This is a genomic window from Fictibacillus sp. S7, from assembly GCF_004127935.1.
Lineage (GTDB): Bacteria > Bacillota > Bacilli > Bacillales > Fictibacillaceae > Fictibacillus_C > Fictibacillus_C enclensis.
Map to the genome: position 1 here is coordinate 838,442 of NZ_QJKL01000001.1, position 20,467 is coordinate 858,908.

Below are 20,467 nucleotides of genomic sequence, written 5' to 3' on the forward strand. Positions count from 1 at the left end.
ACCTCTTGTATCACACGCTTTTTAATTCAACCCTAATTCCGAAACGCCGTATCTGATGCGTGCAGTATCAAGCTTTTTACAAAATGGTGAAAACCGGAAAAGCGGGAGTCACGGGTCTGTCCTTTAAGATAACGGTAATAAATCTGCTGGCAGATGACGGCCAGCTTGAAATAGGCAAAGGTCAGGTAAAAAGAAATCGAGCTGACATCTCTGCCGCTTAGACTCGCATAATCCTCAATAAACTGATTCCTGGAATAAAAGCCTTTCATGACCGTAACGGAAGGTTTTCCAAGCCCTGTTTTTAAAAGCTCTGGGTCATCTGCTTCCATCCAGTAGCTCAAAGCAACGCCAAGATCAGCGAGCGGATCGCCGACCGTGCTCATCTCCCAGTCAAACAAACCGGTCATTTCATTAAGGTTTGCGTCAAACATGCTGTTGTTTAGTTTATAATCATAGTGAATCAAACAGGCTTCAGTGTTGTCCGGAATGTGGGAAGCGAGCCACCGTGTAAGGTGATCCACTTCAGGAATATCCTCTGTTTTTGAACGTTCATATCGGGAGATCCACCCGTGTACCTGCCGTTCCATAAAACCCTCCGGCTTGCTGATGTTTATCAGCTCTGTTTTTGTATAATCAATGCTGTGCAGCCGGACAAGCTGCCTCACCATTTCTTGGGAAATATGTTTACATAAGCTTTCTGTGGCATTCACATCTTCCGGAAAAGCCGAATCCACTACAATTCCGCGCTTTCTTTCCATAAGAAAGAATGGTTTTCCGATTACTTCCTCTCCTTTTGAAAAAAGAAGGGGCTTCGGCGCAGGAGAAAAAAGTTCATGGATTTCAGACAAAATTCTGTATTCCCGTTCCATGTCATGCGCTTTTGGCGCAACAGGACCGAGGGGCGGCCGCCGCAGAACCGCTTCCCAGCTTCCCATTTTCAGCTGATAGGTTAAATTGGAATGTCCCCCGGAAAATTGCTGTATTTCCAAAGGCTCCTCCGGCAGATCGTGTAACGACCGGTGAAGGAACCGCTCAAGTGTTCCTGTATCGAGCTCTTCTCCACTTCTGACCGCGATGGTATCCTGACTCATGTGTTTCCCTCCTCAATCCGAAAATGAATTAAGATTCCGATTCAACCGGCAGCCTCGCTGCATGACGGGTCAGGGCCGCGCGCAATTCATCGGGAATGATTTCGGTCGTTTGGGCTTTAAAATCGAAGTATACAAGGGTGGCGCTCCCTTTGGCGACCAGTTCCTTCGTCTCTTTTCTCCGGACTTCATGCGTGAGAACAAAGCTCTTATTGCCGACAGAGGAAACACTGGTATCAACGGTGAGCTTATCGTTGAAATATCCTTGTGCCTTAAAATCACACGTGGTGGAGGCGAGAATGAAATTCCATTCTTCCGTACTGACCCCAAAACCGAGAGATTCAAAGAACTTTACTCTGGCCTCCTCAAGGTAAATAAAATAACTGGTATTATTAACGTGGCCTAAAGCGTCCGTTTCACAAAAGCGTACAGTCAGATCAATGGTATGCATACCGTTCTCTCCTTATTTGTGTGCTTCTTAACGATGCATAAATGCGGGTTTTCGCTTCTCAAAAAAGGCTTGCACCCCTTCTTTGATGTCTTCTGTCTGAAACACTTCCTGAAAAAGAGAAGCTTCCAGCTCAATGCCTTCAGTTAATGGTTTTTCCAACCCTTCATCCACGGACCGCTTGATTCTCGATAAGGCCTGCAGTGAATGGCGTGTAATCTTGGCAGCAAGCTTTTTCGACTCATTGAGCCCCTCGCCGGATGGAACAACATGATTGACAAGTCCGATTCCGAGAGCCGTCTCCGACGTAACAGGTTCACCGGTAAACATCATTTCCTTTGCTCTTGCTACGCCTACGAGACGCGGAAGCCGCTGTGTTCCCCCTCCTCCAGGAAACAATCCGAGCGTCACTTCAGGCAGACCGATCTGTGCATGCTCTTCAGCAATTCTCATATCACAGGCAAGTGCCAGTTCACATCCGCCGCCAAACGTCAGGCCGTTCAATACCGCAATCGTTGGCTTAGGAAAGAAATCAATCCGGTTTAGAATCATATGAACATCCATAACATAGCTCTTCATGTCCGGATTACCCATCAACTGTGGAAATTCTTTAATATCTGCTCCTGCAACAAAGGCCTTCTCTCCGGCTCCAGTTACTATTACAGCTACCGTTTCTGGATCTTGTTCCAATTCCATGAAAACATCATCCAGTTCCTGAAAAACTGCTTTACTCAAAACATTCAGAGGCGGATTTTGAATGGTGATAACCGCCACCGCATTTTCTTTCACGACATCAAGGAATTTTCCCATTATGATTTCACTCCTTCTTTTTTGTATGTGTACCAGCCTTGTCCTGTTTTTCTGCCCAAATGCCCTTGCTTCACCTTTTCCTCGATGCAGGCAGCCGGCTTGTCCTCCGGGTTACCTGTTTCCTTATAACGCTGCTCGGATACGTAATATCCAACGTCAATCCCCGACAGGTCCATTAATTCAAACGGCCCGATCGGATGGTTAAGCGCCTTTCGGCAGATGATGTCAATGTCCTTAAAATCCGCGATTCCCTGTTCATACAAATTCAGAGCCTCTTTTTGTAAAGCACCCAAAATCCGGTTGGCGATGAAACCGGATATCTCTTTTTTGAGCAATACCGCTGTGCGGTTGATCTTTTTGCAAATATCCATGGCAAGCCGGGCAGTTTCTTCCGACGTTTTCTCGCTCATTACTACTTCCACGCAATCCATCACAAGCGGTGGAAAGAAAAAGTGCATGTTTACAACTTTATCCGGACGGCCGGTTTCAGACGCGACCAGACTGTTGACGATCGTCGAGCTGTTGGAGGCAAAGACGGCATGAGGCGGAGCCAATTCATCCAGCCGGGCAAACACATCCCGTTTGACCTCCAATTTTTCCACTACCGCTTCGATAACAAAATCGGTATGTCTGACGGCATCTTCAAAATTGCTTGTAAATCGCAGCCTTTTGAACGCACTCTCCTTCTCTTCTGCTGACAATCGTCCCTTGAATACCCAGCGGTCCATAATGTCATGCAGTTTGCTTTCCGCTGACTTAAGGGCCGGTTCATTGATATCCTGAATCACGGTTTCAAATCCTCCAAGCGCACAGAGCATGGCAATCTGGTGCCCCATCTGGCCGGCTCCCAACACGGTAATTTGCTGCAAATCTTCCACTCTCATTTTTTAGCCCTCCTTGTAATCCTGTATTATTGATTGGCAATGCCGTTGAGCATCATTTCAACAAAAATTCCAGCCACTTCTTTTTCAGACAGCTCCCCGTCCGGGTTATACCATTGGTAGCTCCAATTGGCCGCACCAAGTACTCCGAATGTGACGATGGACGGATTCAGATCTCCGCGAAATTCCCCGCGTATGATCCCTTCCTCTATAAGCTTTTCAAGATTAAAGCGGAAGCGGTCCCGCTTAGGCACAATTTGGGAAAGCCGTTCTTCGTTCAGGTTTTTGATTTCCCGAAAAAACACCTTGGCGCTCGCGCCTGCCTGTCTGATACTGCCGATCAAGGTATACACCATTTCAAACAGCTTTTGTTTACTCGTCATTGAAGAATCTTCGAGAATTTTCCCTTGCCGAAACAACAGTTCATCAATATACCCATTGTGAATGTTCATCAGCAGTTCCTCTTTGCTGGAAAAATAATAGTAAAACGTTCCTTTTGTTACGCCAAGCGCATCCACGATATCCTGGATGGATGTTTCACTGAATCCATTTTTCTCAAATAAAGAGATGCTGCATTCAGTAATTTTTTCTTTCATGTTCGTATCCTCACAATCTTTTTTGTTTACAGAAAAAATTAGGCATCCTGCTTTGTTCTCTTATTTTTCATCTCCAGTTCTTATTGATTTGCTTGAATTCTTGCTTCATCCCGAAGAGCTCTTCGTAAGATTTTTCCCACATTCGTTTTGGGAAGCTCACTTCTGAACTCGATGAGATGAGGCACTTTATAGGCGGAAAGATTTTGTTTGCAATAATGGAAGATCTCTTCTTCTGTCGCGCCTCTTCCTTCTTTCAGTACAAGAATGGCCTTCACTTCTTCGCCCCGGTATGGATCGGGAACGCCAATCACCACAGCTTCCCTGACCGCAGGATGTTCATAAAGGACTTCTTCAACCTCTCGGGGATACACATTGTAACCGCTCGCAATAATCAAGTCCTTTTTACGGTCCATAATATAAACGTAGCCATCTTCGTCGATTTTGGCGATATCCCCTGTATACAGCCACCCATCCCGCAGGGCATGCTCGGTTTCTTCCGGCATGTTCCAATACCCTTTCATAACTTGCGGGCCTTTTATAATCAGCTCACCGAGTTCACCGGTTTCTACCTCCTTGGTTCCCGAACCCAGATCTACCACCCGATAGTCTGTTGAAGGCAGCCCGATTCCCACACTCCCTGCTTTCCTGTCGGCAAAGAGAGGATTGCAATGCGTTGTTGGTGACGCTTCCGATAACCCGTAGCCTTCCAAAATAGCCGAACCTGTTTTTCTCTCAAACTCCTGAAGCAATTCCACCGGCATGGGGGCACTTCCGCTGTTGCATACTTTAATAGAGTCAATCGAATAGTTTTCGGCCAGGGGATGATTGGTGATGGCCACGTACATGGTCGGCACACCGGGAAAGACAGTAGGCTGCTCATTTTTGATTGTTTCCAGCACTTCCTCCAGATCAAACCTTGGAAGCAGGATGCTCTCGGATGCCGTGTATACGGCCATGTTCATACAGGAAGTCATTCCAAACACATGAAAAAGAGGAATGACCGTTAAATACTTTTCCTTGCCGATTTCCATAGTAAGTTTAAAAAACTCATACGATTGCAGTACATTGGCGACGAGGTTGCGATGGGTCAGCATGGCCCCCTTGGACCTTCCTGTCGTCCCGCCTGTATACTGTAAAACCGCTGTTTCATCTGGAGAAACGGGAATTCTTTGAAATGGGAGATCCCCTTTTTGCAAAAATTGATAGAAAGAGGGAACATCTTGCAGCTTTGGCTGATGATCAAAACTTACCGAAATTACCGTTTTTAGCGAAAACAACTGTTCAACCTTGTTGACCTGGTCAACAAGCGGTTCATAGACAATCATCATCTCCGCACCGCTGTCTTCGATAATATGCAGCAATTCCCGTTCAACAAGCATCGGATTCACCTGTGTGACAATGCCGCCTGCGGCAAGGATTCCGTAATAGGCAATGGTATATTGCGGGCAGTTTGGCAGCATGACGGCCACTCTGTCCCCCTCCTTCAATCCTTCCTTTTGCAGGGCTGAAGCGAAACGGTGCACAAGATTCTGCAGCTCTTTATAGGTAGATTTATGACCATAAAAGGACAAGGCAATATTGTCGGGATACTTTTCTGCTGTATGTTCAAGAAGCTGTGGAATGGTATACTCGGGAATCTGAATCTCTGGCTGAATGGTTTTGGGATAATGGCTTTTCCTTTTCCAGGTATTTACCTCACTCATTATTCACCCTCCAGAAGATAAAATGGAATTCATTACGTTAACCTACATGGCATGAGCTCCGCCGTCTATAATCAATACATCCCCTGTAATGTAATTGGAAGCGCCGGAAGCAAGAAACAGAGCTGCCCCTTTCAGGTCATCTGCATTACCAAACCGATTAAGCGGTGTTCCTCCCAATATGGCATCCTTACCGTGTTCCATCAGTACCTTTGACATTTTGGTTGGAAAAAAGCCCGGAGCGATGGCATTCACATTGATATTGTGCTGTCCCCATTTCACAGCTAGGTCTTTTGTAAACGTTATAACTGCTCCCTTGCTTGTGTTGTAGCCAATGGTATCCATGAAGCGGGGATCGGTGCCGCCGAGGCCCGCAACGGAAGAAATATTGATAACTTTGCCGGATTTTTGTTCAATCATCTTTTTACCAGCCTCCTGGCTCATAAGGAAGGTCCCTGTGACATTCACATCGATGACTTTTTTCCAGGCTTCGTATGGCATTTCCGCAACAGGAGCTCCCCAGGTGGCTCCGCTGTTGTTTACTAAAATATCAATGGTTCCGAAGGTGCTGATGGTTTCGCTCACCACGTTTTTTACATCATCCGGATTGGTGATGTCACACGGCAATGCAAGCGTACGTACACCCAGGCCGGCGGCCAGCTTCCCGGCAATTTCCTGGCATGCCTCCACTTTTCTTGAACACAGCACCACGTTTGCTCCTGCTTCGGCCAGGGCTTCGGCAATCTGCTGACCCAGGCCTCTGCCGCCGCCTGTGACAATGGCGGTTTTGCCTGTCAGGTCAAAAAGCTTCATGACATTCATGGTTTCACCTCCTAAAAGACCAATTGTTCTTCATATTTCCTTAGTTCAAGTTTTGCCAGCTGTGCTCGGTGTACCTCGTCCGGTCCATCGGCAAGACGAAGGGTCCGGGCGTTGGCCCATTGTGCGGCAAGCGTCACATCATTGGAAACTCCAGCGCCCCCAAAAGCCTGGATCGCACGGTCGATGACACGAAGAGCCATGGATGGAGCAACCACTTTAATCATCGCAATTTCCGCTTTCGCCGCTTTATTGCCCACCGTGTCCATCATATATGCCGCTTTTAGGGTTAAAAGCCGCGCTTGTTCGATTTCAATCCGTGAATTTGCGATCCATTCACGAACCACTCCCTGACCTGCTATCGGCTTGCCAAAAGCTTTGCGGTTTTGAACACGCTTACACAAATCCTCAAGCGCACGTTCTGCCGCACCAATAAGACGCATGCAGTGGTGAATTCTCCCCGGGCCCAGTCTTCCCTGGGCAATCGCAAATCCCTTTCCTTCTCCCAAAAGTATGTTTTCTGACGGAACTCTGACGTTCTCAAAAGTAATTTCAGCGTGTCCGTGAGGCGCATGATCATAGCCAAAAACCGGCAGCAGACGCTCGATTTTAACCCCAGGGGTATCAATCGGCACCAAAATCATCGATTGCTGTTCATGACGGTTCGCGGATGGATTTGTCTTTCCCATCACGATGGCTATTTTACAGCGTGGATCCCCTGCTCCCGAGGACCACCATTTGCGGCCATTGATCACATACTCATCACCATCTTTTTCAATGCGCGCCTCAATATTGGTTGCGTCCGATGAGGCTACATCAGGCTCGGTCATCGAAAAACAGGAACGGATTTTCCCATCCAACAGCGGTTTGAGCCATTGTTCTTTTTGTTGCTCGGTTCCATAGCGCTCGAGCACCTCCATGTTTCCAGTATCGGGTGCATTGCAGTTGAACACTTCGGGCCCAATTAACGAACGACCCATAATTTCACAAAGCGGAGCATACTCCTGATTGTTCAACCCTGCGCCATATTCACTTTCAGGGAGAAAAAGATTCCAGAGACCTTCTTTTTTTGCTTTCTCTTTCAGCTCTTCCATAATCGGAGGAACATCGCTCCACCGGCTTTCCTGCTGATTAAGTTGTTCCTCATAAAGTTGTTCATTCGGATACACATGCTGCTCCATAAAATCTGCAATTCGTTTACGCAGGCCGTTGACACGATCAGAATACGAAAAATCCATGTACTTCATCTCCTTTTCACTTACTAACCGGTCGGTATGTTAGATTAATTACAGTATACTCTTTTACTTTTAAAATTCAATCAATTAACCGATTATTCAAAAAATTACTCATAAAGTCCTTTATTGTTTGTGCACTTTAGTTGGAATTCGGGTATAGGACATACTAATACCGGAGGTGAAATCATGAGCCCAACAAAAACTCTTCTCACCTGGGCCTCAGCTCTCTTTTTTCTCTACGCCGCATGGGCAGGTTATATAGATCAGGAGCTCTCCCTTTCAAAAGTGGAAGGCCGCGTCCTGCAAAAGGACTATACTGTAATTGCGGTTGACCGGGGAATGAACGTTCAAACCCAGCCCCGTTATATGCTCCGCCTCTCTTCAGGCGAAAATCTTTCGGTATCTTACCCGGATTTTCTTTCGGTGGAACAGGGAGATCATGTTTTATTTATTAAACAGCACGGAACCGTGAATCTGTACGAGAAAAAAAGCCACTCCTGATGAAGGAATAGCTTTTTTAAATTCTTATGCTTTTTTGGATATACCTTTTGTTAACGTCAAATACCGCAATAACAGCAGCGATGGATATTTCAGGATGCCTGGCGACAGCCCTACAAGGGGCGCTGCAGCTCCGCCTAAAATAAACGGCAATAAACCAAGCAATGCGGACGCACTACCCGCCGCACGCTGCTGATTTTGCATGGCGAGCGGCATCGTTGTTCCACTGAAAAAGGAACTCCCTATGCGAGAGTTCCTGATTACCATTAAATATTTACACTTTTCATGCCTTCTGCCGGATAGCGCTCCCCCGCAGCCGCTCCTTTTGGGGCTACCTCATTGATTCGTCTGGTATCCTCTTGAGTGAGTTGAACTTCAAGGGCATCTATATTTTCTTCCAAATACTTGGTTCTCTTTGTTCCCGGAATCGGCACAATGTCTTCTCCCTGCGCCAGCAGCCAGGCAAGTGCAAGCTGTGAAGCCGTACATTCTTTTTCTTTGGCAATTTCCTTTATCTTTTGAACAAGGTCGAGATTTTTTTGGAAATTCTCTCCCTGAAAACGGGGGGAATTGCGTCGGTAATCATCTTCCGCCAAATCATCAAAGGTTTGTATCTGACCTGTCAAAAACCCGCGGCCAAGCGGGCTGTAAGGCACAAAACCGATTCCGAGCTCGCGCACTGCGGGAAGATTTTGATCCTCCACATCTCTGCTCCATAATGAATATTCGGTTTGAAGTGCTGTAATGGGATGAACGTCGTGGGCACGCCTGATTGTTTCCGGACCCGCCTCTGAAAGACCAAGAAACCGGACCTTGCCTTCCTGGACGAGCATACCCATCGCACCGACCGTTTCTTCAATCGGCACTCCCGGGTCCACCCGATGCTGATAATAAAGGTCAATATATTCAGTTCCAAGCCGCCTTAAGCTCTTTTCACACGCTTCCTTTACATATTTGGGATGGCCATTAATGCCTAAAAATGAACCATCCTCTCCTCTGACGTTTCCGAATTTTGTGGCTAGAATCACATCCTGCCGGCGGTCTCTTATGGCGTTGCCAACCAGCTCTTCGTTTTTCCCCACACCGTACATGTCAGCCGTATCGAGAAAATTAACGCCAAGTTCCAGGGCACGGTGAATGGTGCGCACCGATTCCTGATCGTCTTGACCGCTGTAAAAATCCGACATTCCCATACATCCTAAACCGAGTGCCGATACTTCAAGACCCTGACTGCCAAGCTTTCTTTTTTTCATCAATAATCATCCTTTCTTGCAAACTGGATTTCGATATACAGATACCTTTACCCCATTTCACACCATAAAAAAACGAAGAGACATTGATTAGCGTCTCTTCGCCCCGAAAACTAATTGATCCATTGCGTAACTTCGTTGAAATGTTGCTTTTTCATATTTGTTGGGTTAATCTCCGGGTATCCCAAATAAATGAAGCCCGCCATCTCCCCTTTGGCAGAGAGTTGGAAAAAATCCTTCATTTTTTCATGATAGCAAATGGCTCCCGTTCGCCAAACAGCACCAAGGCCCAATGCATGAGCAGCCAAAAGCATGTTTTGAATGGCCGCACTGACCGCAGCCACTTCTTCCTCGCGAATGATTTTCAGACCGTCATCAGGCTCCACGCCAACCGCAATAATGACCGGTGCGCGAAGCGGTTTTTTCTTCGTCTTTTCAAGCTTTTGAATATCTTCTTCAGAAAGCGGCTCTTTCATTGAAAGCTTGGAAACACTGGCAAGATGTTCCCCGAATCGGTTCCTTCCCTCTCCTGTCAGGACAAAGAAACGCCAGGGATTTGTGCGGTGATGATTTGGCGCGTACGTTCCGGCTTCCAGGATTTTTTCGAGATCTTCTTTCGGTACGGGTTCATCTTTCACTTTCCCGATACTTCTTCTTGTTTTTATAGCATCAAAAATGTCCATGCAGCTTCACCCTTTTTTACTTGAACTTATGTCTTTTTCCTTTTCATTATAACGCAGGAGCTCTACTCCGTGCTAAGGGTGTGCTCTATCCCTTCTCTTCCATTCTTGTGCAGCCTAATCCATCTCTTTTGCCAAAGCATCATAACCCTAAGTATACAACTTCATTATACCGTCACTAGGACGAATGCCCCCGCCCATTTTCGGAAATCTTAAATAACGGACAGCGAATGGCTGTTCAACTTTATGCGGAGGTGTTGAAGCATGGCAAGAAACAAACTTTTGGTACCGGGTTCTGAAAATGCTTTAGGGCAGATGAAAGAGGAAATTGCCAATGAGTTTGGAGTAAAGCTTGGTGCAGACACAACTTCGAGGGCGAATGGTTCTGTCGGCGGTGAAATGACGAAACGTCTAGTCGCTATGGGAGAACAACAGCTCAGAAACCAGCCTCGTTAAAGCTGGATTTCAAAAAAAGAGACCCAAATCGGGTCTCTTTTCTTTTATCGGCGGTTCATATTGCGCCCAAAATAGATTTCTTCCATCTCTTCAGTAATCCTTGCAGTGATTGCTGTTTTCTCCTCACCACTCAGCGATTCGCTCTTATAGCCGAACAGGTAATTGTCTAGATCAAAGTTTTTTAATTTGCATTTGGTATGAAAGATATTTTCCTGATAAATGTTGGAATCGATCATGTCAAATTCTTCTTTATGTTCTTCATCAATGTAATTTTGAATGGAATGAATGTCATGGTCAATAAAAAGCTTTCGTCCTTTAAAATCTCGTGTAAAGCCTCTTACCCGGTAATCAATCGTCATAATATCCGTGTCAAATGAATCAATCAAGTGATTCAGCGCTTTTAGCGGAGAAATCTCCCCGCAGGTGGATACATCTATATCTGCCCTGAACGTACTGATTCCCTCTTCCGGATGGTATTCCGGATACGTATGGACCGTCAGATGGCTTTTATCGAGCTGCATAACGACGGATTCCGGCATGGCCGCCACTTTTTCCTCAAGGTGATCGGTCGGCACTTCCACTACCGGACCTTCTGATACTAATACAGTAACGCTTGCTCCCTGAGGCACATAGTCCTGCTTGGCAATGTTCAAAATATGGGCCCCAATTCGGTCGGAAACCCCCTGAAGAATGCGGGTCAACCGCTCAGCGCTGTACTCTTCATCAATGTAGGCAATGTACGCTTCTCTTTCCTCTCTTGTTTTCGTATAACAAATATCGTACATATTAAAACTTAATGATTTCGTCAGATTATTGAATCCGTGCAATTGTATTCGCTGGTTTGGCGTTATGTTCATGAATGATGTCCCCTTATTTCCGTTAGTTTTTGATAACAGGTCCTTTAAATAGTTTTAAGATACCCTCCATCTTGCATAAAAAAACAGCTTCCTCATCAGCAAGAAAGCCATTTCCTAATTAAAACATGTTTAAATCATACCTTTTGGACAGCGTTTCAAGTATTTTTACCCCTGCGATACTGTTTCCTTTATCATCTAGGGCTGCACCAAAAATTCCGATGCCAAACCGGTTAGGAACAGCTCCCATGATGCCCCCGGAAACGCCGCTTTTTGCAGGTATCCCTACACGGACAGCAAACTCGCCGGATGCATTATACATCCCGCATGTCACCATAAAGGTTTTACATATCCGGGCAACGGAAACAGGAATAATCTGTTCTTTGGTTAACGGCTCGGCTCCGTCAAACGCAAACACCAAGCCGATTCGTGCCAGGTCCAGGCAATTCATCTCAATCGCACATTGTTTCGTATACAGATAAATGAGACGCTCCACATCTTCATTGATAATACCGTGCTGTTTCATAAAATAACATAGTGCACGGTTAAGATGCGCAGACTCATGCTCCGAGGCGGCTACATCCTCACAGTATGAAATGGCAGGATTACCAGCGAGCTTCCTTATAAAATCAAGCAGCCGGTTAAATCTCTCCTGAACGGATTCTCCTTTAATCATATGAGTAACAGCAAGCGCCCCTGCATTAATCATCGGGTTAAGCGGTTTGGATGGTTTGCTGATTTCAAGTTTTACGATGGAATTGAATGGATCACCCGTTGGTTCGTATCCCACTTTGGAAAACACGTAATCTTCCCCCTGGTCCATAAGTGCCAATGCAAGAGCCAAAACTTTTGAAATGCTTTGAAGTGAAATTTTCATCTTCACGTCACCGGCAGACAGGCAGTTTCCGTCAGGATAAGATATCGCAACAGACAACTCGTCCGGATCCGCTTTCCTTAATGCAGGGATATAGTCGGCCACCTTACCAAACTTGGTATAAACTCTTGCTTTCATCATAATCTGCTTCAGTTCTTCACTTGATGTACAGGACATAATTATTTCTCCGTTTCTGTTTCATAGAATTAGTTTTCACTTCATTGCCCTGTTCATACGGAAAACGGAAGAAATTAATAATAAAGAGTGCTTGAACATAAAGTAGTATAAATACAGGGACAGGGATGACGTAACTATGAATAAATTGATAGCGATCGGCTGCGGAAGTACATTAATGGGAATTGGAATCAATGGTTTTATCCTGCCTCAGCATATATTGAACGGAGGTTTTATCGGCCTTGCCCTCCTGTTGAAGTACACTGCCGGATTTCAGGTGGGCCTCACGATCATCTGTCTCAGCGCTCCGATCTTTTTGATGGCACTGCACTATAATAAACTCTATTTTTTTAACAGTCTGATGGGGATGCTTCTTTCCTCCCTGCTGATTGAGGGTATGTTCCCCTTGCAATGGCTTTTCCACCTTCCCATTTGGATCAGTGCCTGTATTGGCGGGGCATTCATCGGAACCGGAGTCGGGTTAATGATGAGATATAATACGTGTGTCGGCGGGCTTGATCTGCTCGCACTCCTGATGTCCAAATGGTTTCGATTCAATCCGGGTCTTCTCATGATTATCCTGGATGCGATCATTATTACAACAGGCATGATTCTCCTGAGGGATCCGTATTTGTTGTTTTCATTTGTCACCATCCTGATCGCAGGAATTGTCACAGCACTTCTGACTTCATATCGATCGGTCAATTTGTTTCTATCATAAAAAACCCCATCACATGCTAAACGATGTGATGGGGTTTTTGAGTTTTGTTACTGGAGTGCTACAGCCAGTTTCATTTTTGTTCCGGATGGATCAGTCAGGTAAAAATCGTTCTCTGATTGCGTTGAAACAAATCCTAAAGTTTCAAGGCGGATGACTGCCTCTTTTCTTGCTTCATGCGTTGGATATACAACCGAAAACATCTTGATCCCAACAGCATTGGAAACAGGGGCAGGAGCACCTTTTCCGTTCCAGATATTCAGGCCGAGATGATGATGGTACTTGCCTGTTGAAATAAATAGCGCTTGGTTGCCGAGCCGCAGGACAACCTCAAAGCCAAGTCCTCTGCAATAAAAAGCTTCGGCCTCTTCCAAGTGTGCAACATGGAGATGGAGATGACCCATAATGGTTTCCGTTGACAGCCCTTCAAAAACCATATCCTCACTTTCAGCAAGCAATCCTTGTGCATCGAGCGGTTCGGTTGTCATGACTACCTGCCCATTCTCCCACTGCCAGTCTCCTGAGTCCCGGTCGCGGTAAATCTCAATTCCGTTGCCATCCGGGTCAGCCAAATACAACGCTTCACTGACAAGGTGATCAGACGCTCCCTGAAGCGGATATCTAATATTGAGCAAATGCCGCAGGACGTTGGCCAGTTCTTTCCGGGTTGGAACAAGCAATGCAAAATGGTACAAGCCAGCAGTGCGTGGCTGCTTCGGCTGGGCATTCTGGGGCTGTTCAATCGTTAAAATGGCGCTTGTGCCATCCAGTGTAAGTTCGATCTTATGATCTTTTCGATTGAGAATGGAAAATCCTAAAATATCTTGATAAAACGATAAGGAACGATCCAGATCTTCCACGATTAATTGAACTTGCTGAACAAAGGTTTTCGGTGCAGTATGAAAATTCATGAGATTCTCCTTTAATTTTTTTACATACAAAAAGTAAGTTTGTTACTATATATTATATACTTCTTAACCCGAAAAGCAAGAAAAATTTCCGATTGAAACAACAAAGCGGACATATCCCACTCACTTTGGTACACTGAATGATAATCGTACATATATTATTTTCATTCACGGGAGGTTTTTATGAAAGCACTTATTCATCAAAAGCAAAAAGGACTGGAAGGCCTTCATCTTTCAGAAATGGAAGAACTGACACCCCAAGCTGGAGAAGTAAGAATTAAACTGAAAACCGCAGGATTAAACCATCGTGATTTGTTCGTTCTTCAAAGACATCAACCAGAAGATCCGCCGTTGGTAATTGGTTCCGATGGTGCAGGGATTGTGGACGCCGTCGGTGACAACGTCACTTCCGTGCAGGTCGGAGATGAAGTGATTATTAATCCTGGAACAGGGTGGAGAAACACGAGTGATGCGCCGCCAAAAGGATTTGAAATTCTTGGCCTCCCATTTCATGGCACGTTCGCTGAAAAGATTGTCATCCCGGAGGAAAATGCCCTTCCAAAACCCTCTCACCTGTCATGGGAGGAAGCCGGTGTTTTATCATTGGCTGCACTTACTGCCTATCGGGTCTTGTTTACGAGGGCAAAAGTAAAGGAAAATCAAAAAGTTTTGATTCCCGGCATTGGAAGCGGGGTCGCGACCTTTTTACTTCAGTTCGCCAAAGCAGCCGGAGCTGAGGTGTATGTCACCTCCCGCTCAAAAGAAAAAGGAGACGCCGCACTCAAGCTTGGGGCTGTAAAAGCCATTGACAGCAATGAGAATTGGAACGATCAGCTTGAAAATCAGAAGATGGATCTTGTAATCGAAAGCGTAGGAGCTGCCACGTTCAATCAATCGCTCGATCAGCTCAGGACCGGAGGAACCATCGTGGCATTTGGTGCCTCGGCAGGTGATGAAGTGAAGCTGGATCTCCGAAAATTCTTTTACGGCCAGTTCAACTTTTTGGGGTCAACGATGGGCAGCGGTGAAGAATACAGAGAAATGCTGCAATTTATTGAAGAACACAATATTAAACCTATCATTGACAAGGTTTATGAGCTGTCACAATATAAAGATGCCTTTGACCGGATGGAGAACGCTTCTCAGTTTGGAAAAATCGGTTTTAAGATAGTATGATATAAAAAAACATCCCGGACGAATCCGGGATGTTTTTTTTATAATTCGGGTGTGTTTAAGTTAAAGGCTGGACCGAACAAAACAAAGTAAGCCATTCCCTATATTGTTACATACACTTGTTTCGACCCAAAGAGATATGTGGGAGGATCATACAATCTGCCTTCCTGTTTTGTAGGGTACTACCATAATATCAAGCAGCATCATTCAAAGATTGAATACCCTTTTTGCCTGAAGACAAAAGGGGTTGCATTTCTTATTGATTTTCTTCTACTGGGAACCACCCTGGAGTATTAATAATCGCCTGCCATAATGCGTCAGGGACCACCAATTCATGTTGAGCGTCTTTTTTTAGCTTTGTTTGTATTTCAGAAGCGCGCCCTTCTTCAATTTTTTGGACCCAGTCTGGATCGATGATTAATTCCCTGCCAATTGCAATAAGCGGCACTCCCGTTTTGATGGCCTTTAAGGCATCATCTGCTGAGTAGATGGAGCCGACACCGATTACAGGAACCTTGTTACCCACTCTTTCCTGGATAATTTCCATTCGAGAACGGGTATCATCCACTCCTCTTCTTGGAACAGACCAAAAGTCCATCAGTGAAACGTGAACATAGTCCAATTGCTTTTTCGCAAGTTCATCCACTAATAACAATGTTTCATCCATTGTAATTCCTGGTGTCTCTGGTTCTTCAGGTGAAAACCTGTATCCGACCAGAAACGGCTCCTTCGCATGCTTCTTCACTGCACTTTTCACTTCGTCGATCACAGCAAGCGGGAACGCCATACGCTCTTTAATTGTTCCTCCCCACCTGTCCGTACGCTGATTTGAGTGCGGGGAAAAGAACTGCTGTATCAGATAGCCGTTGGCTCCATGAATTTCAATTCCGTCAAACCCAGCTTCAATAGCTCTTCTTGCCGATTCACCAAAGTCCCGGATGACCGACTGGATTTCTTCATCTGTAAGTTCACGGGGGAGCGGTTGCTCACCAGTTGCTGTCTGCTGCTCAGGAGCCACCGCACTCGCACTGACAACATCGCCGTCAGGCACCAAATCAGGAGGACACATACGGCCGCCATGAAAAACTTGGAGAACAGCTTTCGCGCCTTCTTGTTTGATGCTTTCTGCCAGTCTTCGAAGGCTGGGGATCATTTCATCATTGTGGGTGCCAAATTCTCCTGGAAAACCTTTTCCGCTTGGACTGACATAAGCACAAGCGGTAATGACCATTCCAGCTCCCTTAGATCGTCGGATATAATAATTTACTTCACTGTCTGAAACCGTGCCATCCTCGTTGGAGGAAAAATTGGTCATGGGAGCCATGACTACCCGGTTTTTCAATGAGATTCCATTATCAAAAGTAAAATCATCCAATAAGGGCTGATATTGATTTGTCATAAAGACACTCCTTTTTTCTCTGTCTGTCATCCATCATACTTTCAAAAAGTAATTTAAGCACCAAAAGTGCTCACAGACCGTTTTTCTTGTTGCAATGGTTATAATCTTCCCTTAATGGACCAGTTGTATGATGCTGTAAGCTGATCATGTATGGGTTTTTCCGATTGTGAAATACTATGGACGTCTGGAAAGAATAGCACATCTTGAAAGGAGCACAAACATGAAGCGTTCCCAGATCATTTTCTCATTCTTCGCGATTAATCTCTTTCTTGCAGGCTGCAACAATGTAAGTAAGGATGCACTTCGCAGCGATCAGAAAGATCATAAATCATTATCCGGTCAAAAAACGATTAAAACGAGCAATGGTTATCTCACATCGGAAAACCAACCTTATCGTTCATCCACAGGGCATAAAACAACATCGAAAATAAAAAAAGAAAATATTTCATATAACAACCCTGATACCCAAATGGAAACTAATCCCGACATGAATGGGACCGTTCCACCCGCTGCCCCTCCATCCGGCAATCAGGGATACAGCCAGGAAATGATTCAGCAGGTGGTCGAACTCACAAATCAGGAACGGCGGAAACATGGACTTTCGGATTTAAAATATGATCCTCAATTGACTAATATGGCTCAATCAAAAGCAAATGACATGGACAACAATGATTATTTTTCTCACAACAGCCCGACGCAGGGTTCCCCTTTCGACCAAATGGATAAGATGAATATTGATTACGATTCGGCTGGAGAAAACATCGCCATTGGCCAGCAGTCTCCTGAACAAGTCGTCAACGACTGGATGAACAGCGAGGGACACCGCAAGAACATTCTAAATCCTGATTACACCCATATTGGGATCGGCTATACCGGCAATGACAATTGCTGGACACAGGAATTCATCAAAAAATAAAAGAAGCCGGAATGACCGGCTTCTTTTATGATTTTTAATGAATGTTAAATGTATCTGTCAGTACAGGTACAATTTGTTTCTTCCGGGATACTACCCCTTTTAATACAGCAGTATTGTCCTCAAGCTTGACATTATAAGCTTTTTCAACAACCTCTGACTTCTTTCCGAGCGCCAGGCCTGTTGAATCATTGGTCAGGATATCCGTCACAACGAACAGGAACAGATCGAGACCTTTTTCCTGAACGACACTGTTGATCGCATCTTCAAGTTCTTGTTTTCTTTCAAACACTTCATCAGTATCGACTGTGTTAACCTGGGCGATTTCAACCTTGCTGTCTCCCATTTGGAATTCTTTCGCATCAAGTGTAATCAGCTGGCTGACTGATTTGTCACTAAGGTCCGCACCCGCTTTCAGCATTTCCAAACCATAGCTTTCAGCATCCACACCGGCAATTTCAGCAAGCTCTTTCGCTGCTGAAATGTCTTGTTCTGTGCACGTCGGAGATTTGAACAGCAAGGAATCAGAAATAATCGCGGAAAGCATTAGACCTGCGATGTTCTTTTCTACAGCCACTCCATTTTCTTTGTACATTTTATTCAAGATAGTGGCGGTACATCCAACCGGCTCGGCACGATAATACAATGGATCACTTGTTTCAAAATTAGCGATTCTGTGATGGTCGATCACTTCAAGCACTTGTACAGAGGCAATATCGGATACACTCTGCTGGCGTTCGTTATGGTCTACCAAAATGACCTTTTCCACTTCGTTGGCAACTGTTTCAACAAGGCGTGGGGCGGATGCGCCAAATTGATCAAGTGCATATTGGGTTTCTCCATTGACTTCACCAAGACGGACCGCTTCTGCATTAACGCCAAGTTTTGTTTTCAGATCAGCATAAACAAGCGCTGAACAAATTGTGTCTGTATCCGGGTTTTTGTGTCCAAAAATCAATACATTTTCCATACGTATACTTCTTCTCCTTTGTCCTCTAAAAATGAATGCTCCAGGTAAAACAGTACTAGAACAGATTTCCATCCACTGTTTTACTCAACGATATTATTTTAGCATTTACTGAAGCCTGGGTAAAACAGAACTTGTGCACATATACTTTAGTATAAACCAAATCAAACAAGTAAAAAGACGTGACTTTTGGCCTCGTTCCTTCTTATCTCCTTAAATTGCACTAGTCTTTTTGTCGTGTTTTCAAAATAATCTATAACAGATATTGACGTCGCTTAACTGTTATAATACAATGTGTTTAACAGAAAACAGGAGGTAATGCTGAATGTTGACATTGGAATTTTATCGTAACTTGCCTGAAAAACAATGCCGGGAATGCGGGAACAAGATGGATGAACAACATGAATGCTATGTTCAGGAATGCGAACATTGCGCCACACAGCAAAAAGCCTAGTTTTCACCCGATTTAACAAGCAAAACAGCCGACTGTGACTGTCACCTCTGTAACAGAGTGCAACAGTTCACAAACGGCTGTTTTTTTATGCAAGCACCGTACTTCCCATCAGGTATTTATCCACTTCTCTTGCCGCTTCACGGCCTTCCTGGATGGCCCATACGATCAGGCTTTGCCCTCTTCTGGCATCACCTGCGGCAAACACACCTTCCACATTGGTGCGGTAATCGCCATGTTTGGCCTCAATTTTTTGATTGTTTGCATTTACGCCGAATTGTTGGAGCAGCGGCTGTTCAGTACCCTCAAAACCGATTGCGATGAACACTAACTGCGCCGGCCATACCTTTTCAGTTCCCGGCACTTCCTTTAGTACAGCTTTGCCTTCTTCATCTGTCGTGAATACGGTTTGTACGGTATGGAGTTCCTTCAGATTGCCTTCCTCATCTGCAACCAACTTTTTTGTCTGAACTGTATACTGTCTGGGATCCTTGCCAAACTTGGCTTCGGCTTCCTCATAGGCATAATCCATCGTAAAAATGTTAGGAAGCTCCGGCCACATGTTATCCGGTGTTCTTGCTTCCGGAAGCTTTGGATACTTGCCGAATTGGACAATGCTTCTGCAATTTTGGCGGAGAGCAGTAGCCACACAGTCTGCACCTGTATCTCCTCCACCAATAACGATGACATCCTTGTCCTTTGCATCGATCTGCTGATGAACCGGTACATTCTCGTTCAAAAGACTTCGTGTGGAACCTGTGAGATAATCCATCGCATAATGTACGCCTATTGCTTCACGGCCTTCCAATACCAAATCTCTTTGTTTTTGGGCACCAACACAGAGAATAACAGCGTCATATTGATTTTTCAGTTGGTCGGCAGTAATATCTTCGCCTACTTCTGTAGAACAGATAAAATCAATGCCTTCCTGTGTCAGGAGCTGGACGCGCCTTTCCACAACCTCTTTTTCAAGTTTCATGTTCGGAATTCCATAGGTTAATAGTCCGCCAGCACGTTCTGCTCTCTCATATACAGTAACGGAATGCCCGGCTTGATTCAACTGGTCAGCTGCTGCCATTCCGGCTGGACCAGAACCAACGACTGCAATTTTTTTGCCCGTTCTGGTTTCAGGAATCCGGGGGGTAATCCATCCGTTCTCAAAGCCTTTATCGATAATCGCTTGTTCAATATTTTTAATGGTGACTGCCGGTGAAGAAATCTCTACAGTACAAGACCCTTCGCATGGCGCCGGGCATACACGGCCGGTAAATTCTGGGAAATTATTGGTTTTCATCAGACGTTCCAGTGCATCTTTCCATTTTCCCCGGTAAACGAGGTCATTCCATTCCGGGATCAGGTTATGGATGGGACAACCTGAAGTCATCCCGCCAATATCCATACCAATATGACAAAATGGTGTTGCACAATCCATGCATCTTGCACTCTGTTGATGAAGGGTTTCATCATCCATCCGCTCTGTATGTTCTTTCCAGTCGTTTAAGCGAGTGAGAGGATTACGTTCTTTAGCTTCTTCTCTCGCATATTCCATAAATCCTGTTGTTTTACCCATACGTC

At 45.2% G+C, this 20,467-nt stretch carries 23 protein-coding genes; 6 read left to right on the forward strand and 17 right to left on the reverse strand.

What is annotated here, in order from left to right; all coding sequences use genetic code 11:
- Positions 1-32: 32 nt before the first annotated feature.
- The 8 genes from DMO16_RS04295 to DMO16_RS04330 all read right to left on the reverse strand — a co-directional run bounded on the left by DMO16_RS04295 (position 33) and on the right by DMO16_RS04330 (position 7,580).
- Positions 33-1,091, reverse strand: a complete 1,059-nt coding sequence (locus tag DMO16_RS04295) for a phosphotransferase family protein (protein ID WP_129475594.1) — start codon at positions 1,089-1,091, stop codon at positions 33-35.
- Between the two features lie 28 nt (positions 1,092-1,119).
- A complete protein-coding gene (locus DMO16_RS04300; protein ID WP_129475596.1) occupies positions 1,120-1,539 on the reverse strand; it encodes an acyl-CoA thioesterase in 420 nt (139 codons plus the stop codon).
- A gap of 27 nt (positions 1,540-1,566) precedes the next feature.
- Positions 1,567-2,346: an enoyl-CoA hydratase gene (locus DMO16_RS04305; RefSeq protein ID WP_061970133.1), complete on the reverse strand. Its 780-nt coding sequence runs from the start codon at positions 2,344-2,346 to the stop codon at positions 1,567-1,569.
- Positions 2,346-3,230 (reverse strand): 3-hydroxyacyl-CoA dehydrogenase family protein, encoded by an 885-nt coding sequence (locus DMO16_RS04310; RefSeq protein ID WP_129475598.1) that lies wholly within the window; start codon positions 3,228-3,230, stop codon positions 2,346-2,348. Before DMO16_RS04310 ends, DMO16_RS04305 begins: the two co-directional genes overlap by 1 nt.
- A gap of 26 nt (positions 3,231-3,256) precedes the next feature.
- Positions 3,257-3,823, reverse strand: a complete 567-nt coding sequence (locus tag DMO16_RS04315) for a TetR/AcrR family transcriptional regulator (protein WP_129475600.1) — start codon at positions 3,821-3,823, stop codon at positions 3,257-3,259.
- Positions 3,824-3,903: 80 nt separating this feature from the next.
- Positions 3,904-5,526 (reverse strand): long-chain-fatty-acid--CoA ligase, encoded by a 1,623-nt coding sequence (locus DMO16_RS04320; protein WP_129475602.1) that lies wholly within the window; start codon positions 5,524-5,526, stop codon positions 3,904-3,906.
- A 42-nt stretch (positions 5,527-5,568) separates the two neighbouring features.
- Positions 5,569-6,345, reverse strand: a complete 777-nt coding sequence (locus DMO16_RS04325) for an SDR family oxidoreductase (RefSeq protein ID WP_061970124.1) — start codon at positions 6,343-6,345, stop codon at positions 5,569-5,571.
- 11 nt (positions 6,346-6,356) lie between these two features.
- Positions 6,357-7,580 (reverse strand): acyl-CoA dehydrogenase family protein, encoded by a 1,224-nt coding sequence (locus tag DMO16_RS04330; RefSeq protein ID WP_129475604.1) that lies wholly within the window; start codon positions 7,578-7,580, stop codon positions 6,357-6,359.
- A gap of 183 nt (positions 7,581-7,763) precedes the next feature.
- Between DMO16_RS04330 and DMO16_RS04335 the strand changes: the two genes are divergently transcribed.
- A complete protein-coding gene (locus DMO16_RS04335; protein WP_061970113.1) occupies positions 7,764-8,078 on the forward strand; it encodes a hypothetical protein in 315 nt (104 codons plus the stop codon).
- A 24-nt stretch (positions 8,079-8,102) separates the two neighbouring features.
- On the opposite strand, the gene DMO16_RS04340 is transcribed toward DMO16_RS04335, so the two are convergent.
- The 3 genes from DMO16_RS04340 to DMO16_RS04350 form a co-directional block, all read right to left on the reverse strand.
- Positions 8,103-8,342 (reverse strand): hypothetical protein, encoded by a 240-nt coding sequence (locus DMO16_RS04340; RefSeq protein ID WP_129475606.1) that lies wholly within the window; start codon positions 8,340-8,342, stop codon positions 8,103-8,105.
- Positions 8,342-9,328, reverse strand: a complete 987-nt coding sequence (locus DMO16_RS04345) for an aldo/keto reductase (RefSeq protein ID WP_061970108.1) — start codon at positions 9,326-9,328, stop codon at positions 8,342-8,344. The genes DMO16_RS04340 and DMO16_RS04345 overlap by 1 nt, the downstream gene beginning before the upstream one ends.
- A 110-nt stretch (positions 9,329-9,438) precedes the next feature.
- Positions 9,439-10,008 carry a nitroreductase family protein gene (locus DMO16_RS04350; RefSeq protein WP_061970105.1) on the reverse strand — a complete coding sequence of 190 codons (570 nt, stop codon included), beginning with the start codon at positions 10,006-10,008 and terminating at the stop codon, positions 9,439-9,441.
- Between the two features lie 261 nt (positions 10,009-10,269).
- Between DMO16_RS04350 and DMO16_RS04355 the strand changes: the two genes are divergently transcribed.
- Positions 10,270-10,461: an alpha/beta-type small acid-soluble spore protein gene (locus DMO16_RS04355; RefSeq protein WP_061970103.1), complete on the forward strand. Its 192-nt coding sequence runs from the start codon at positions 10,270-10,272 to the stop codon at positions 10,459-10,461.
- A gap of 44 nt (positions 10,462-10,505) precedes the next feature.
- Here the strand turns inward: DMO16_RS04355 and speD are convergent, their stop codons facing one another.
- Both speD and glsA read right to left on the reverse strand, forming a co-directional pair.
- Complete coding sequence (gene speD, locus DMO16_RS04360) at positions 10,506-11,318, reverse strand: adenosylmethionine decarboxylase (RefSeq protein WP_061970101.1); 813 nt, start codon at positions 11,316-11,318, stop codon at positions 10,506-10,508.
- 118 nt (positions 11,319-11,436) lie between these two features.
- On the reverse strand, positions 11,437-12,366 hold the full coding sequence (gene glsA, locus DMO16_RS04365; protein WP_129475608.1) for a glutaminase A: 930 nt from the start codon (positions 12,364-12,366) through the stop codon (positions 11,437-11,439).
- A 136-nt stretch (positions 12,367-12,502) separates the two neighbouring features.
- On the opposite strand from glsA, the gene DMO16_RS04370 reads away from it, so the two are divergent.
- Positions 12,503-13,084, forward strand: coding sequence for a YitT family protein (locus DMO16_RS04370; protein ID WP_061970099.1), 582 nt, complete (start codon positions 12,503-12,505; stop codon positions 13,082-13,084).
- A 47-nt stretch (positions 13,085-13,131) separates the two neighbouring features.
- Here DMO16_RS04370 and DMO16_RS04375 read toward each other — a convergent pair whose 3' ends face one another.
- Complete coding sequence (locus DMO16_RS04375; protein WP_129475610.1) at positions 13,132-13,992, reverse strand: VOC family protein; 861 nt, start codon at positions 13,990-13,992, stop codon at positions 13,132-13,134.
- Between the two features lie 180 nt (positions 13,993-14,172).
- Between DMO16_RS04375 and DMO16_RS04380 the strand changes: the two genes are divergently transcribed.
- On the forward strand, positions 14,173-15,165 hold the full coding sequence (locus DMO16_RS04380) for a zinc-binding dehydrogenase (RefSeq protein WP_129475612.1): 993 nt from the start codon (positions 14,173-14,175) through the stop codon (positions 15,163-15,165).
- Positions 15,166-15,418: 253 nt separating this feature from the next.
- Here DMO16_RS04380 and DMO16_RS04385 read toward each other — a convergent pair whose 3' ends face one another.
- Complete coding sequence (locus tag DMO16_RS04385) at positions 15,419-16,561, reverse strand: NADH-dependent flavin oxidoreductase (protein WP_129475615.1); 1,143 nt, start codon at positions 16,559-16,561, stop codon at positions 15,419-15,421.
- Between the two features lie 220 nt (positions 16,562-16,781).
- On the opposite strand from DMO16_RS04385, the gene DMO16_RS04390 reads away from it, so the two are divergent.
- A complete protein-coding gene (locus tag DMO16_RS04390) occupies positions 16,782-17,477 on the forward strand; it encodes a CAP domain-containing protein (RefSeq protein ID WP_061970089.1) in 696 nt (231 codons plus the stop codon).
- Positions 17,478-17,511: 34 nt separating this feature from the next.
- Here DMO16_RS04390 and DMO16_RS04395 read toward each other — a convergent pair whose 3' ends face one another.
- Positions 17,512-18,444 (reverse strand): manganese-dependent inorganic pyrophosphatase, encoded by a 933-nt coding sequence (locus DMO16_RS04395; RefSeq protein ID WP_129475618.1) that lies wholly within the window; start codon positions 18,442-18,444, stop codon positions 17,512-17,514.
- 322 nt (positions 18,445-18,766) lie between these two features.
- Here DMO16_RS04395 and yhfH point away from each other — a divergent pair, with 322 nt between their 5' ends.
- Positions 18,767-18,895 (forward strand): protein YhfH, encoded by a 129-nt coding sequence (yhfH, locus tag DMO16_RS04400; protein ID WP_074440483.1) that lies wholly within the window; start codon positions 18,767-18,769, stop codon positions 18,893-18,895.
- Between the two features lie 85 nt (positions 18,896-18,980).
- On the opposite strand, the gene DMO16_RS04405 is transcribed toward yhfH, so the two are convergent.
- Positions 18,981-20,462 (reverse strand): glutamate synthase subunit beta, encoded by a 1,482-nt coding sequence (locus DMO16_RS04405; RefSeq protein ID WP_061970084.1) that lies wholly within the window; start codon positions 20,460-20,462, stop codon positions 18,981-18,983.
- Positions 20,463-20,467: the final 5 nt, after the last annotated feature.

Coding starts and splice junctions, on each gene's coding strand:
- DMO16_RS04295 (WP_129475594.1), bottom strand. CDS start 1,091: ATGAGTCAGGATACCATCGCGGTCAGAAGTGGAGAAGAGCTCGATACA.
- DMO16_RS04300 (WP_129475596.1), bottom strand. CDS start 1,539: ATGCATACCATTGATCTGACTGTACGCTTTTGTGAAACGGACGCTTTA.
- DMO16_RS04305 (WP_061970133.1), bottom strand. CDS start 2,346: ATGGGAAAATTCCTTGATGTCGTGAAAGAAAATGCGGTGGCGGTTATC.
- DMO16_RS04310 (WP_129475598.1), bottom strand. CDS start 3,230: ATGAGAGTGGAAGATTTGCAGCAAATTACCGTGTTGGGAGCCGGCCAG.
- DMO16_RS04315 (WP_129475600.1), bottom strand. CDS start 3,823: ATGAAAGAAAAAATTACTGAATGCAGCATCTCTTTATTTGAGAAAAAT.
- DMO16_RS04320 (WP_129475602.1), bottom strand. CDS start 5,526: ATGAGTGAGGTAAATACCTGGAAAAGGAAAAGCCATTATCCCAAAACC.
- DMO16_RS04325 (WP_061970124.1), bottom strand. CDS start 6,345: ATGAATGTCATGAAGCTTTTTGACCTGACAGGCAAAACCGCCATTGTC.
- DMO16_RS04330 (WP_129475604.1), bottom strand. CDS start 7,580: ATGGATTTTTCGTATTCTGATCGTGTCAACGGCCTGCGTAAACGAATT.
- DMO16_RS04335 (WP_061970113.1), top strand. CDS start 7,764: ATGAGCCCAACAAAAACTCTTCTCACCTGGGCCTCAGCTCTCTTTTTT.
- DMO16_RS04340 (WP_129475606.1), bottom strand. CDS start 8,342: ATGGTAATCAGGAACTCTCGCATAGGGAGTTCCTTTTTCAGTGGAACA.
- DMO16_RS04345 (WP_061970108.1), bottom strand. CDS start 9,328: ATGAAAAAAAGAAAGCTTGGCAGTCAGGGTCTTGAAGTATCGGCACTC.
- DMO16_RS04350 (WP_061970105.1), bottom strand. CDS start 10,008: ATGGACATTTTTGATGCTATAAAAACAAGAAGAAGTATCGGGAAAGTG.
- DMO16_RS04355 (WP_061970103.1), top strand. CDS start 10,270: ATGGCAAGAAACAAACTTTTGGTACCGGGTTCTGAAAATGCTTTAGGG.
- speD (WP_061970101.1), bottom strand. CDS start 11,318: ATGAACATAACGCCAAACCAGCGAATACAATTGCACGGATTCAATAAT.
- glsA (WP_129475608.1), bottom strand. CDS start 12,366: ATGTCCTGTACATCAAGTGAAGAACTGAAGCAGATTATGATGAAAGCA.
- DMO16_RS04370 (WP_061970099.1), top strand. CDS start 12,503: ATGAATAAATTGATAGCGATCGGCTGCGGAAGTACATTAATGGGAATT.
- DMO16_RS04375 (WP_129475610.1), bottom strand. CDS start 13,992: ATGAATTTTCATACTGCACCGAAAACCTTTGTTCAGCAAGTTCAATTA.
- DMO16_RS04380 (WP_129475612.1), top strand. CDS start 14,173: ATGAAAGCACTTATTCATCAAAAGCAAAAAGGACTGGAAGGCCTTCAT.
- DMO16_RS04385 (WP_129475615.1), bottom strand. CDS start 16,561: ATGACAAATCAATATCAGCCCTTATTGGATGATTTTACTTTTGATAAT.
- DMO16_RS04390 (WP_061970089.1), top strand. CDS start 16,782: ATGAAGCGTTCCCAGATCATTTTCTCATTCTTCGCGATTAATCTCTTT.
- DMO16_RS04395 (WP_129475618.1), bottom strand. CDS start 18,444: ATGGAAAATGTATTGATTTTTGGACACAAAAACCCGGATACAGACACA.
- yhfH (WP_074440483.1), top strand. CDS start 18,767: ATGTTGACATTGGAATTTTATCGTAACTTGCCTGAAAAACAATGCCGG.
- DMO16_RS04405 (WP_061970084.1), bottom strand. CDS start 20,462: ATGGGTAAAACAACAGGATTTATGGAATATGCGAGAGAAGAAGCTAAA.